This window comes from Arthrobacter sp. CAN_A6, from assembly GCF_015751715.1.
Lineage (GTDB): Bacteria > Actinomycetota > Actinomycetes > Actinomycetales > Micrococcaceae > Arthrobacter_D.
Genome location: NZ_JADOUV010000002.1, coordinates 225,678 through 238,734, shown reverse-complemented (window position 1 = coordinate 238,734; position 13,057 = coordinate 225,678). Strand labels below are relative to the sequence as shown.

Below are 13,057 nucleotides of genomic sequence, written 5' to 3'. Positions count from 1 at the left end.
CCACCGCGCCAGTGTAATGCAGGTCACTGAAGGGCGGAATCCAACACTTCCCAATCACTTGATTCACTCTGGTAGACGCCTTCACCAGATCGGTTCACGCCGAAAGGCGCCGGAACCAGTGACTACTGGGTCCGGCGCCTCCCGTTTGACCGACTAACTCGTGCTGATGGTTACTGGACTACTTCCCAGTCCCAAAAGTTCCACCACACGCCTGTCTGGTTCGGCATGTAGGCGACGCCGGTGACGGTGTCACTGTAGGCATCGACACCAGGAACCTGAAACAGCGGCAATCCGTAGTTCGAGTCCCAGATGAGTTTGTCGATCTCGATCTGGAGGCGCTTCTGCTCCTCCGGGTCGGTTTCGACGATCAACTGGTCCATGAGCGCATCGGCTTCGGGGCTCGAGAACCCGTTGAAGTTCGAGCCGTTCGCGGTCTTGAAGATCTGCGGAACACCGGAGACTCCGACGCCCGAGTTGATCCAGCCGAAGATGGTTGCGTCATAGGTACCGTTACCGAGCGCTGCGCCCCAGTCGGATGCTCCGAGGCCTCCGTCGATGACATTGAAACCGGCCTGCGATGCAGACTCCGCGATCAGCGTGTAGGCATCGAGGCGGTTGGGGTTGTCCCGGTTGTACATGATGCGGACATCGGGAGTGGCTCCGGCGAGGAGTTCACGTGCGCCCTCGATGTCGGCCTCGGCGTATTCCGCCGAGCCGTTGTTCTCCGCGGTTTCCTCGTAGCCTTCCTGGTCGGACAGGAAGAGCTGCGAGTCGAGCGGCGCGGCGTCAGGATTGAGCTTCTTGATGATCGAGTCGACGATCTGCTGGCGGGGAACCGTCTTCATGAACGCCTCACGCACGCTTTCCTCAGCGAAGACGCCGGAGAAGTTGAGGTCGAGGTGGTCATAGGACAGCTGGTTTCCGCGCTCTACGGTGATGCCCTCGAGTGCTTCGAGCTGCTCGACGGTGTCTGCGGACGCCTGCGGGGCGATGATGTCCACTTCGCCGTTCTGCAGTGCCTGCACCTGGGCCGGCGCCTCACCGATGTAGCGGATGGTGATTTCGTCGACGCTGGGCATGGGTCCCCAGTCGTAGTCCTCGTTGCGTGTAAGCGTCATCGACTGGTCAGGCGTGATGGCGGAAACGATGTACGGGCCGTTGGAGAGGTAGAGCGACGGATCGGTCGGCAGCGACTTGGTGTCGAACCCGGCGTTCCAGAAATCGGCAACTGCCTGCAGTTCAGGGCGTTCCTCGGGAGCAGCGGGGTCGCCCTCGGGAGCCGTCTGGATGAGTTGGACCAGCGCGTCCTCGTCGGCCAGGCCACCGTTGGTGGCGACGACGTGCGCCGGCATGCCGATGCCGCCTTCGGTCATCGTGCCGAACGCTACTTCGTAGTCAGCGAAGGGCTCGGAGTACTCGAGAGTGATCGACCGACCGTCATCACCCACCTCGGGGAGAGCGGTGAGGCCAAGACCGCTGGTGTCCGCGGCGGTGTCGAAGTAGGTGGTGCCGGAGGTGACTTCCCCGGCGTCGTCGGTGGTTGCGTCGTTGAAGTGCCCTGAGCCGATTGCCCACGCAAGGAGGAGATCGCCTGCGTCAACCGGTTCGCCGTCGGACCAGTTCACGCCCTCGTTCACTGTGTACTTCACACTCAGCGGGTCTTCCGAAAGAACCTCGTAGGTGCCGAAGTCTTCATTCGGTACTACTTCGAGGTCATTGTTGATGTAGTTGAACCCCGAGTGGGTCGCATAGGCGATCTTGCCGTTGATATCAACGTTGCCCTCTGAGGTACCCGAGTTGAATGAACTGAATGCGTTCACCTCGACCACGCGAACTTCTCCGCCGGTCGCTTCAGCCTCGTCGCCTTCGGTAGTTTCAGTACCGGTATTGGCAGCGCAGGCGCTCAGTGCGAGTGCTGCAACAGCAGCAACCCCCACAGCTTTGGAAGTACGTCCGAAACGCATTCCGCCTCCTATTCCTTGTTCCGTGGTGTGGAACCAGCTTCACTTCATGTCGTGTTACATGACGGTGGACACGCACTTCATGGAAGTGGCGTGCCTCACATGAGCAGAATCCTAACCGCGCGGTGTTACCGGCAGGTAACGAATCGGGAGGGCGGGCATTGTTGTTATCGAAAAGCAACCAAACCCGTCCTATCCGCCAGGGCTCCGCCCCGGATTGGTGCAGTGTGAGCAGGAACACGAAATGATAATAAGCTGGCTTCCTATTGGCTAGAATAGAGGGCTGGTAATGCCTTCCGGCCCGGTGATACCGACCGGGTCCCTGACGACGCCCCGAAAGATCGGATGGATGAGAAATGCTTAGTACTGAACTTCCGAGAGACCTCCTTACAGTCGCGGAGGTGGCAGAGGTGATGCGGGTGTCGAAGATGACCGTGTACCGGTTACTGCAGTCCGGGGCGCTCGACGGGATTCGCTTCGGTCGCTCGTACCGCGTTAGCGAGAGTGCCATCCAGCAGTACCTGGAGACGTTCAACCCGCAGTACGGCGCAGGTGAGAAGGCCGGATGACGGCTGACCTGCCCCTTAATCGGGCACGCAGCAGGCACACCATCACCGGAGTTTGCGGAACGCAATACTCCAGAGCCGGAAACGGCGAAGGGTCCCCCTGCCGGGTTTCTGCATACGGCACGAAGACCTCGGTCCGACGAATTCCACGGGCTCGGCCGTCCCGGGCACGTTCACGATCGACGGGCGGTGCCGCGCGTCGGCGTCGTTCTCAGCAGTGCCGTCTCAGCAGTGCCGTTTCGTGCCCGCCGTCGAGGAAGGCCGCGGCACGGCGTCGATGCTCGTTCAAAATGTTCGGGTCCATGTTCTCAAGCAGGGAGACGACCATCCGCGTGCGGGGGTTCGTTCCCAGGACCGCGCGGTGATCCTCGACGAACATCCAGTACAGACCATCCCAATCGGCCATCCATTCACCTACGGGAAGGTCTGACATCTTTCGCAGGTAGTTGCTGCCCGACACATAGGGTTTCGTGGTGATCTCCTCCCCCGCGGCGAACTGGCTCATCGCATAGACATTGGGGACCATCACCCAGTCGTACGCGTCGATGAACAGCTCCATGAACCACTCGTATACCCGATCAGGATGGATCCGCAGCAGGGACATCGCGTTGCCGAGCACCATCAGCCGCTCGATGTGGTGGGCATACCCGGTGGCGAGTACGCGGGAGACGACCATGTCGACGGGGGCCAGTCCGGTGCTCGCGTTCCACCACCCAGCCCCGAGTGCGTTCTGGTGGTCGAGGTGGTTCGAGGTACGCATTCGGCGGCCGCTGGTCCGGTAGGTGGCCCGCATGTATTCCCGCCAGCCGATCACCTGCCGCACGAACCCCTCCACGGAGGCGAGGGGGGTATTGGAATCGGCTCCTTCGAGTACCGTCCGTACGAGGTCCCGCGGGTCCAGCAGCCCGATGTTCAGCGCTGCCGTCAGCAGGCCGTGGGCGATGAACGGATGCGTGGTGGAAATCGCGTCCTCGTAGGGCCCGAACTCATTGAGCCGTTCGCGGACGAACTCCTGCAGGTGCTGACGCGCTTCGTCGCCGCTGGTGGGCCAGGCGAACAGGTGGGGATCACCCGGGGCGTCCGGGAACTCCGCACTGACCCAGGCGATCGCGAGGTCCACCTCGTGATGCATCCCGCCACCGACCTCGTCCCCCATCAGCGCTTCGATGTCCAGGGTCCCTTCGCGTCGATGGACGGGATGGTGCGCGAAGCGGCCCACGACGTGGGGGGTGTAGCCGCGGGGAAGCTTCTTGCGGTTGTCGGCGTCGAAGGACCACCTCCCGCCGAGGGGTCCCCCGTCGTCGAGCAGAATGCCGAGTCGACGGCGCTGCCACACGTAGAAGTTCTGCATCCGGGAGTCATTGTGGGAGAACCAGTCATCGATTTGCTTCCGGTCGGTGAGGAAGTTCGGTGTTTCGAACACGTCCTCCCGGCGCATCCGGTAGCCGCCGTCGTCGAGCGCCGCGATCAGATCCCGCTCGAGCCAGTCATCGACCACGTCGAACCAGGTCACCTGCACCGGGTTCCGGTTCCGGACGAACCCGGCGAGCTGATCGGAGGAGCTATGCTCGGCATCGCTTCCGAGGACTTCGACGTCGTAGCCGTGCTCGCTGAGGCGACGGGCGAATCGGGTCATCGACGCGCGGTGCAGCACCAGCTTGTGGGAATGGAACGCGTACTGGCGAAAGAGAAGGTCATGCTCGATGAGCACGAATACGGTGTCGCCAGCGGCGTCGAGATGCTGGTCGAAGAGTTGATGCGGCAGGACGAGGCGCACATGCGGGCCGGAGCTCATGCCCTAACGATAGAGGGATCGCTTCGCGCGAAAAGTATCGCTGCACCGAGGTACCGCAGCGAGATTCGACGAAAGGGTTCGCAGGTCATGATCAAGAGTCGTGTCACGCTTCGGAACCTCTCGATACGCCACCGGTAACCGGATCTAGCCGCTCGGCGCCCACCCGCACCGCGCGTTGAGCCGCAATACTGTGCTTCCGCACTGTGCTTCCGCGCTCACGCACACGCAGGGTGCAGACTTTAGTGCATGAAGGTGGCTGCAAGGCGTCGGGTAGAGCGAGCGCAAGAGTCGGCATCGACGGACGCGGCGACAGCGGAGGGCAGCGCGTACGGCGAGGCGGTCCGGGCGGTCCGGGCGGGCGAGTTCGGTGCGGACGAGGCTGCGGAGCAACTGATCGACCGGATGACGGATGGGGAAATCCTCGGACTGCTCGATGGCGACTCTCCCCGGCGGCTGCTCCCGTTCATCCCGATGCTGCTCGGTCGGCGGCCGTTCGTGGCCGGGGCGGTTCCACGGCTCGGCATCCCGGGCATCCGGTTCAGCGACGGTGGCCGCGGCGTCGTGATCGGCTCCTCCACCGCCTTCCCTGTGACGATTGCACGGGCCGCCACCTGGGATCCGTCGCTGGAGGAACGGGTCGGGCTCGTGATCGGTCTGGAGACCAGGGCGCGGGGAGCTAATTACTCCGCCTCCGTCTGCGTCAACCTGCTTCGCCACCCTGCGTGGGGCCGGGCGCAGGAGTGCTACGGGGAGGATCCGGTGCTCACCGGCCGGATGGGATCGGCTCTCACCCGAGGTGTACGCGTGCACGTGATGGCGTGCGTGAAGCACTTCGCGCTCAACTCGATGGAGGACGAGCGCTTCGAGGTGGACGTGTCGGTCGACGAACACGCCCTGCACGAGGTGTACCTGCCGCACTTCAAGGCCATCGTGGAAAGCGGCGCCGACTCCGTGATGAGTTCCTACAACCGGGTGCGGGGCGAGTACATGGACGTCAATCGCGTCCTGCTCACGGATGTGCTGCGGCACGAGTGGGGTTTTTCGGGGTTCGTGACGAGCGACTGGGTGTTCGGCATCCACGACGCGGTCGTCAGCCTGGAGGCGGGGATGGACGTGGAGATGCCGTTGCGACTGTTGCGCGCCCGAGATCTGCCGGCCGCGCTACGGAGTGGTGACCTGGACCGCGCGACGGTGCTGCGGTCCGCGCGCCGCATCCTGCGCACGTGCGTGCTGCATGCCGCGACCCGGGAAGTGACGAGCCCGAACCCCGACTTCATCGCATCGCCGGCGCACCGCGCGCTTGCCCGCCGGGCCGCCACGGAGGCGATCGTCCTGCTGAAGAACGAAACCACCGGTGCGGCGCCGCTGCTGCCGTTGGCTCCCGCCATCCGGCATCTCGCGGTGATCGGCCGACTCGCGGCACGGGCGAACCTCGGCGATCATGGCTCATCACGCGTTCGGCCTCCTTCCACAGTCTCGCCGTTGCAGGGGCTGCGCGAGGCACTTCCCCGAGTGCAGATCACGACCACCTCCGGGAGGAACGAGCGCGCCGCGGCCGCGCTGGCAGCCGCCGCGGAGGTGGCGATCGTCGTCGTCGGCCTGGACCAGCACGACGAGGGTGAGTCCGTGGTGACTGGCGGCGTGGACGTCGGCGTGCTCGGTCGGGCCTTCGGCTCGGGTCCCCTCCGTCGATTGCTCATCGGTCTCGCACACCTCGCGTCGCGCTTCGTCCGAGGCGGCGACCGCAGCTCGCTCGACCTGCGCCCCTCCGACGTGCGCCTCATCCACGCCGTCGTCGCCGCTAACCCGCGGACCGTCGTCGTACTGATCGGCGGCAGCGCGATCCTCATGGAGGCGTGGCGGAACCGCGTGCCGGTGATTCTCCTCGCCTGGTACGGCGGTATGGAGGGTGGCCGCGCGCTGGCGAGCGTGCTGACCGGCAGTGCGGAGCCCGGCGGACGGCTGCCGTTCGTGCTGCCGACGGACGCTGTGCATCTGCCGTCGTTCGACCGCGCGGCGAAGTCCGTCGTCTACGACGACACGTGGGGTCAACGCGGGCTCGACCGCGAGGGACACGAGGCTGCGTTCCCGTTCGGATTCGGCTTAAGCTACACGACGATCGAGCACCGGCTTCTCGACCACCGGTTCGACGACACCGGCGGCACCGCGGACGTGCTCGTGACGAACACCGGCGACCGCGAGGGCTCGACCGTCGTTCAGGTCTACGCTGCGGACGTGTCCCTGCGCAGGCCGGTGGCCCAGCTCCTGGGCTTTCGGAAGGTGATGCTGCAGCCCGGTGCGGAGACGACAGTGCGGGTTCTCCTTGAGGCGGGGCCCACCCTGCAGCGCGATCCGGCCACACGGCGCTGGTCCCCCCGCGCGGGCGACTGGGCTTTACTCGCCGCCCAGCACAGCCCGGCCGACTGGGCGGAGGCGGCCCGGTTGCGACGCCCTGAGGGACCGATCGGCACGGACGGTGTCCCGGACGGTCGGCCGGGCTAAGGTTGGTACAGGTCGCGTCCCGCCGGTCACCCGGGGAGCCGGTCACCCGGGAAGAACGCCAGGGGTGCCGAGAGCTCCTCGACGCGGACAGGCACCTCACCGTCGTCGCGCAGCAGAGCGCGGAGCAACCGCCGCGCCTCCCACCGGAGCGACACGGGCGCCTGTCCGCGCCGCAGCACCAGGCCCCCGTCCGGAGTCGCGTACCGCTTCTGCAGGTCCCCCAGCTCCTCGGCTTGCAGCAGCGCGACCGTGCTTCCCGCAGCCGAGTCGATCAGGCGGACCAGCGCGGAGGGTCCCGTCAGATCGGTCGCGACGGTGCGTTGCTCGCTCGCGGCCAGAATGGTCTTCTGCGCCGCGCGGGTCACGACCAGCGGACGTGCCGGCCCGTCCAGCAGGCCGGTCAGCACGTCCGCCGCGGCGTCCGGGCGACCGATTCTCCGCGCCGCCGCCTGCATCCGCTGCAGGCGGCCCGGCTCGCGCAGCACCTCGTCGATCTTCCAGCCGATCGTCGCGGCGGTGTTGCAGCGGACGGCCGCCCCCTGCTCCATCAGGTAGTCGCCGTTGCGAACCTCCTGCCCCGGAATGGGGTTCACGAGCACCATCGGAAGCCCTGCAGCCATGCACTCCGACGCCGACAGGCCGCCCGGCTTGCCCACGAACAGGTCGGCGCCGCGCAGCAGCTGCGGCATCTCCGCCGTGAAGCCGAGCACCCGGTAGCGGTCACCGGCGGGCGCCACCAGCCGCTCGATGCGCTGCCGCAGCGCTTCGTTGCGTCCGCACACGATCGTGGCCGTGAACGGCGAGCGCATGTGCATCGTCTGCCGCACCACCGACACCGCATAGTCGCCACCGGTCGCGCCCGCCGAGATCAGTAGCATCGGGAGCTCGTTGGGGTCGCGCGTGGAAGCGACATCGGGCTGTTCGGCGATCGGGATGCCCGTGGCCGCGACGCGGTCGGGAGGAAGGCCGAGCGCCATCAGCTCCACCTTCCCCTCCTCCCTGGCCACGAAGAGCGCGTGGAACGCACCCGGAAGCCACAGGCCCTGGAAGTCGTAGTCCGTGGTCACGACAGCGGTTCTCGCGTCAGTGACACCGCGAAGGAGCAGCGACGCCAGGAGCTGGGCCGGCAGGAAGTGCGTGCACACGATGGCGGTCGGCCGGAACCGCTTGATCGCACCGATGACCGGAACAGCGTTCGCCCGTGTCCAGGGATCGATCGGGCCGCGTCGGCGGAACGGCGGGTCGCTGGCGTCGTAGCCCCACTCGACCAGCCAGGGCAGGCCCTCGACCAGCACGAAATAACCTTTTGCCAGCAGTGCGCGGTAAAGCACGCTACTCACCTGCAGCACGTCCAGCACCTGTACCTCGGCGATGTCCGGGCGCGCGGCGCACGCCTGCTGCACCGCAGCCGCGGCGCTGTTGTGGCCCGCTCCCACCCCTGCGGACAGGATCAGTACGCGCTCCCTTCCCGCGGTGTCGGGAGCTCGTGCCGATGTCTTGCGCATGAAGAGAGGCTAACAGGCCGCGTCACCCTGAGGACGCGGACCCAGCCGTGCTCGAGTCCGGAGATTGCAGGTTTCCCGTGGCGCTAACACGCTGGGAAGCCGGCCGCGTATCTTTCGTCAGCCGACCTACCGGTCAGACATTGAAGCGGAACTCCACCACGTCGCCGTCGGACATCACGTATTCCTTGCCTTCGATACGCACCTTGCCTCGGGACTTGGCTTCACCCATGGTCCGGGCCTCCATGAGGTCCTCGAAGTGAACGACCTCGGCCTTGATGAATCCCCGCTGGAAGTCGGAGTGGATGACCCCTGCGGCCTCCGGCGCGGTGGCACCCTTCTTGATGGTCCACGCGCGGGTTTCCTTGGGGCCTGCGGTGAGGTAGGTCTGCAGTCCGAGGGTGTGGAAACCGACGCGCGCCAGCTGATCCAGCCCCGATTCCTCTTGACCGTTCATTTCGAGCATCTCGCGGGCCTCGGCCTCGTCCAGCTCAACGAGGTCGGCCTCGAGCTTGGCGTCGAGGAAGATGGAGTCGGCGGGGGCGACGAGGGCACGCAGCTCCGCTTGGCGCTCCGGGCTCCCGAGGACGGCGTCGTCCACGTTGAACACATAGATGAAGGGCTTCGCGGTGAGGAGACTCAGCTCGCGCAGGTGCTCCATTTCCAGCTTGTCGCTCCTCACCGAGGAGAAGATGGTGTCGCCGCGTTCCAGGACGGCCTGTGCCGCCTGCATCGCGGTGAGCTGCGCTGCCTCGCGCTTCTTGATCTTGACTTCCTTCTCGACACGCGGGATCGCCTTCTCGAGGGTCTGCAGGTCGGCAAGGATCAGCTCGGTGTTGATGGTCTCCATGTCCGACCGGGGATCGACCTTGCCGTCCACGTGGACCACATCGGGGTCGTCGAACACGCGGATGACCTGAGCGATTGCCTCTGCCTCGCGGATGTTCGCAAGGAACTGGTTTCCGAGGCCCTCGCCCTCCGAAGCGCCCTTGACGATACCCGCGATGTCCACGAAGGAAACGGTCGCCGGCAGGATCTGCTTGGACCCGAAGACCTCGGCGAGCTGCGCAAGACGCGGATCGGGAAGGCTGACCATGCCGACATTCGGTTCGATGGTGGCGAACGGATAGTTCGCGGCGAGAACGTTGTTGCGGGTCAGCGCGTTGAAAAGAGTTGATTTGCCGACGTTGGGCAGGCCGACGATGCCGATAGTAAGAGCCACGGGAATACAGTCTACCGGGCTGCGGAGCACGTGCCTGTGGGCACCCTGCACCTTCGCCGGAGCGGCCCGGCAGAAATGTCGCCGCCTACTGGGACAGTGGAGTCATGGATGCTTTCGCGGTTGTTCTGGTTCTCCTTGCGTTCCTGCTGGGTTGCGTAGGAGGAGGGATCGTTGTCGCCCTGCTGCTGCGCCGGCACGCTGATGCGCTGAGAATCGAGCTCGACGACGCCGTGGGCCGGGTAGGGAGCGCAACCTCGGCCCTCGCCGCGGCCACCGCTGAACGCGATCTGCTGACACGCCATAACCGCGAGCTGACAGGGCGGTCCTCGGAAGAGGCGGAGGTCCTGATGGCCCTTGCTCCGGTGGCGGAAAAGCTCACACAGGTCCAGCAGCAAGTGGGACTGCTGGAGCGTGACCGCGTGGAACAGTACGGGCAGCTGACGAGGCAACTGCAGGAGGCTCGCGAGGCCGATGCGCGTCTGCTGAGCACCACGCATTCGCTGGCTGCCGCCCTTCGCAGCAACAGTGCCCGGGGGCAGTGGGGCGAGGTCCAGTTGCGCCGTGTGGTCGAGGCCGCAGGAATGCTGGACCGCGTCGATTTCATCGAGCAGGCGTCGTTCCCGACAGGCTCCGGAGGCCTGCACGCAGTCGACGCGCCCGCAACCATCGCACGGCCCGACATGGTGGTGAAGCTCCCGGGGAACAAGCAACTGGTGATCGACGCGAAAGTTCCGCTGTCGGCGTTCCTCCGCGCGCAGGAACTCCCGGGCGGCGACGAGTCCTCGCCCGAGACGTCCCAGCGGAACGAACTGCTGAAGCAGCACGCCAAAGCGCTACGAGCGCACGTCGACGCACTCGCGAAGAAGAAATACTGGGAGGGCACGAGCAATTCCCCCGAGTTGGTCATCTGCTTCATCCCGGTGGAATCGGTCTTGTCCGCGGCGCTCCGTGCCGACCCGGAACTGCTGGACTATGCCTTCAGCCGCAATGTGGCGCTTGCCTCGCCTGTCTCCCTCCTCGGTATTTTCAAGGGCGCCGCCTTCAGTTGGCGGCAGGACGTGCTGACGGAGAACGCCCGGGAACTCTTCGATCTTTCACGCCAGCTGTACGAGCGGCTGGGAACCATGGGAAACCACGTGGCACGCCTCGGCTCGTCCCTGAAGACGTCCGTGGAGAAATACAACTCGTTCGTCGGAACCCTTGAGGCCCGCGTCCTGCCCACGGCACGCCGAATCGGTGCTTTCGATGCGGCGTCCCTCGCGTCGACGGGAAGCGACGGACTCGGTGGGGCTACCGCGATCGACGCGACGCCCCGTGCGCTGAGTGCGCCGGAACTCGTCGACAACCTCGACGAGACCGTCGAAGCGCCTGAAAGGCAGTACGGAACGGCCTGAACTAGTTGAAGTTTCCCTGCACGTTGCGCTTGAGGTTTCCTCCGCGGTTCGAGGAGGTGTCCCCCATCGCCTTCAGCGCTGACCGGATTTCCTTCGGCAGTGAGAAGATGATGTCCTCCTGCGCTGTGACAACTTCCTCGACGTCGCCGTAGCCGTAGTCCGCAAGGAGCCGCAGCACATCCTGGACCAGGTTTTCCGGTACCGATGCGCCCGACGAGACACCGATCGTGGAAACGCCCTCGAACCAGGACTCATCCACCTGGTTCGCGAAGTCGACGCGGTAGGAAGCCTTCGCGCCGTACTCGAGCGCGACCTCCACGAGACGGACCGAGTTCGATGAGTTGGCGGATCCGACGACGATCACGAGGTCCGACTCGGGTGCTATCTTCTTGATGGCCGCCTGTCGGTTCGAGGTTGCATAGCAGATGTCGTCGCTCGGCGGGTCCTGGAGGGTCGGAAACCGTTCCTTCAGAAGACCCACGGTGAGCATCGTCTCGTCAACGCTCAGCGTGGTCTGTGACAGCCAGATGAGCCGTTCGGGATCGCGTACCTGGACCTTGTCGACGTCCTCGGGTCCGTTCACGATCTGGATGTGCTCCGGCGCCTCGCCTGCTGTTCCCTCAACCTCCTCGTGGCCCTCGTGGCCGATGAGGAGGATGTCGAAATCATCCCGGGCGAAACGCTGTGCCTCGCGGTGCACCTTGGTCACCAGCGGGCAGGTGGCATCGATCGTGCGCAGTCCGCGGTCCGCGGCCGACTGCACGACGGCAGGAGAAACCCCGTGCGCGGAGAACACCACGAGCGCCCCCTCGGGAACCTCGTCGGTTTCATCGACGAAGATGGCGCCTTTGGATTCGAGCGTCGAGACCACATGCAGGTTGTGAACGATCTGCTTGCGCACGTACACGGGGGGGCCATAGTGCTCGATCGCCTTTTCCACTGCGATCACGGCACGATCGACACCCGCACAGTACCCCCGCGGTGCGGCAAGGAGAACCCGCCGGCTCGCTTCGACCGGCGAAGCGGCCTGCACTTCCTCAGGCGAACGGCGACGCCGTGGAATGGTGGGCATGGGGACCTGGACTGCAGTGCTGGTCATCCTTCAATGCTAACGGTTCGCTGCCGGCCATTGCCTGCCCCGGCCCGTTCTTCGCGCAGGGCTAATTCCGCACCCTTCGGTCGAGCGTGAGCCTCAGCACCACGCCGATTCCCACTGCGATTCCGCCTGCCACGATGACCGGCAGGGAGAACGCGGCAAGGTTGAGCCCGATCCTGCCGGCCAAACCCTCGGCAAAGACCTGCGCAAGGCCACTTGAGCCGACCGCTGCGACGGCCGCATCGGGCACGAACCCGGCCACCACCCATCCAGCGAGACCGATGAGCATCGCCCCGCACCCCAGGAGGGCGAGCGTGGTGCCTCGCCGCCGGGCTGTCAGCAGGGACAGGAGAGCGCAGATCCCGGCTGCCAGGGCGATGAGCTGCCAGTTCCCGGCCGTTTCCGCAACTGCCCGGACGAGCGCCCCGCCCTCGAAGGACCCGATGTCCACTGTGGTGTCCGGCGGAACCGGCACGTCGATGCCGAGGCTCGAGCCCGCGGTATCGGCAACGAGGCGCGCCACAGGCCCGAGGTCGAGGGACAGCGCGCCGGGTGTCGGGTCGCCGGGGCTCTCCGGCACTCCCGCGAAGGTGATGGCATGGGAAAGGCGAAGCGTTTCGTCCCATGCCATCGGGTAGCCCGGCGACCGGGTGACCGACGACGCCGCGTCGGTGATGATCGGCTCGACGACATCGGCAATCTGTTCCGGCAGGCCGGCGCTTCCCACCACCTCGGCCGCCAGTGACTCCGACAGGGCGGCCTGGAACCGGGGGTCGTCGCCGAGGGGTGCAGCCAGGGCCACGAAACCCTGCTCCTGTACAAGGTTTCTGTCGACCCACACCGCCGAGAGCGCGCCGGCGGTGAGTACAAGTGCGAGCAGGGCGAAGACGGCTGAGGCAAGGGTACGCATGCAGTCCTTGGATCGGGAACTAGCTGGGCCTACGATTATGCCTGTTCGAGGGGCTGGAGCCCGTCGATGAGCTACCCCGGACGGTTCCGCACATAGCGAACCGATGCAC

9 protein-coding genes are annotated in these 13,057 nt (G+C 65.6%); 3 read left to right on the top strand and 6 right to left on the bottom strand.

The genetic code is table 11. The annotated features are described in order from the left end of the window. Window positions 1–170: 170 nt before the first annotated feature. Window positions 171–1,964 (bottom strand): ABC transporter family substrate-binding protein, encoded by a 1,794-nt coding sequence (locus IWX75_RS04600; protein ID WP_196821072.1) that lies wholly within the window; start codon window positions 1,962–1,964, stop codon window positions 171–173. Window positions 1,965–2,317: 353 nt separating this feature from the next. Between IWX75_RS04600 and IWX75_RS04595 the strand changes: the two genes are divergently transcribed. Next, entirely contained in the window at window positions 2,318–2,530 is a 213-nt protein-coding gene (locus tag IWX75_RS04595; protein WP_196821071.1) for a helix-turn-helix domain-containing protein, read from the top strand. Between the two features lie 208 nt (window positions 2,531–2,738). Here the strand turns inward: IWX75_RS04595 and IWX75_RS04590 are convergent, their stop codons facing one another. Further along, complete coding sequence (locus IWX75_RS04590; RefSeq protein ID WP_196821070.1) at window positions 2,739–4,322, bottom strand: cryptochrome/photolyase family protein; 1,584 nt, start codon at window positions 4,320–4,322, stop codon at window positions 2,739–2,741. A 246-nt stretch (window positions 4,323–4,568) separates the two neighbouring features. Between IWX75_RS04590 and IWX75_RS04585 the strand changes: the two genes are divergently transcribed. Continuing rightward, a complete protein-coding gene (locus tag IWX75_RS04585) occupies window positions 4,569–6,824 on the top strand; it encodes a beta-glucosidase (RefSeq protein WP_196821069.1) in 2,256 nt (751 codons plus the stop codon). A gap of 26 nt (window positions 6,825–6,850) precedes the next feature. Here IWX75_RS04585 and IWX75_RS04580 read toward each other — a convergent pair whose 3' ends face one another. Both IWX75_RS04580 and ychF read right to left on the bottom strand, forming a co-directional pair. After that, window positions 6,851–8,329 carry an MGDG synthase family glycosyltransferase gene (locus IWX75_RS04580; protein ID WP_196821068.1) on the bottom strand — a complete coding sequence of 493 codons (1,479 nt, stop codon included), beginning with the start codon at window positions 8,327–8,329 and terminating at the stop codon, window positions 6,851–6,853. 133 nt (window positions 8,330–8,462) lie between these two features. Further along, window positions 8,463–9,548 (bottom strand): redox-regulated ATPase YchF, encoded by a 1,086-nt coding sequence (gene ychF / locus IWX75_RS04575; RefSeq protein WP_196821067.1) that lies wholly within the window; start codon window positions 9,546–9,548, stop codon window positions 8,463–8,465. Between the two features lie 104 nt (window positions 9,549–9,652). Between ychF and IWX75_RS04570 the strand changes: the two genes are divergently transcribed. Then, window positions 9,653–10,942 (top strand): DNA recombination protein RmuC, encoded by a 1,290-nt coding sequence (locus tag IWX75_RS04570; protein ID WP_196821066.1) that lies wholly within the window; start codon window positions 9,653–9,655, stop codon window positions 10,940–10,942. A 1-nt stretch (window position 10,943) separates the two neighbouring features. Here IWX75_RS04570 and IWX75_RS04565 read toward each other — a convergent pair whose 3' ends face one another. Together IWX75_RS04565 and IWX75_RS04560 are read right to left on the bottom strand one after the other, a co-directional pair. After that, on the bottom strand, window positions 10,944–12,041 hold the full coding sequence (locus IWX75_RS04565; RefSeq protein WP_196821065.1) for a 4-hydroxy-3-methylbut-2-enyl diphosphate reductase: 1,098 nt from the start codon (window positions 12,039–12,041) through the stop codon (window positions 10,944–10,946). Window positions 12,042–12,102: 61 nt separating this feature from the next. Next, window positions 12,103–12,948: a hypothetical protein gene (locus IWX75_RS04560; protein ID WP_196821064.1), complete on the bottom strand. Its 846-nt coding sequence runs from the start codon at window positions 12,946–12,948 to the stop codon at window positions 12,103–12,105. Between the last annotated feature and the right edge of the window lie 109 nt (window positions 12,949–13,057).

Excerpts from the sequence above, each read along its gene's own strand:
- IWX75_RS04570 (WP_196821066.1), top strand. The coding sequence starts at position 9,653 with ATGGATGCTTTCGCGGTTGTTCTGGTTCTCCTTGCGTTCCTGCTGGGT.
- IWX75_RS04590 (WP_196821070.1), bottom strand. The coding sequence starts at position 4,322 with ATGAGCTCCGGCCCGCATGTGCGCCTCGTCCTGCCGCATCAACTCTTC.
- IWX75_RS04565 (WP_196821065.1), bottom strand. The coding sequence starts at position 12,041 with ATGACCAGCACTGCAGTCCAGGTCCCCATGCCCACCATTCCACGGCGT.
- IWX75_RS04600 (WP_196821072.1), bottom strand. The coding sequence starts at position 1,964 with ATGCGTTTCGGACGTACTTCCAAAGCTGTGGGGGTTGCTGCTGTTGCA.
- IWX75_RS04560 (WP_196821064.1), bottom strand. The coding sequence starts at position 12,948 with ATGCGTACCCTTGCCTCAGCCGTCTTCGCCCTGCTCGCACTTGTACTC.
- IWX75_RS04595 (WP_196821071.1), top strand. The coding sequence starts at position 2,318 with ATGCTTAGTACTGAACTTCCGAGAGACCTCCTTACAGTCGCGGAGGTG.
- IWX75_RS04585 (WP_196821069.1), top strand. The coding sequence starts at position 4,569 with ATGAAGGTGGCTGCAAGGCGTCGGGTAGAGCGAGCGCAAGAGTCGGCA.
- IWX75_RS04580 (WP_196821068.1), bottom strand. The coding sequence starts at position 8,329 with ATGCGCAAGACATCGGCACGAGCTCCCGACACCGCGGGAAGGGAGCGC.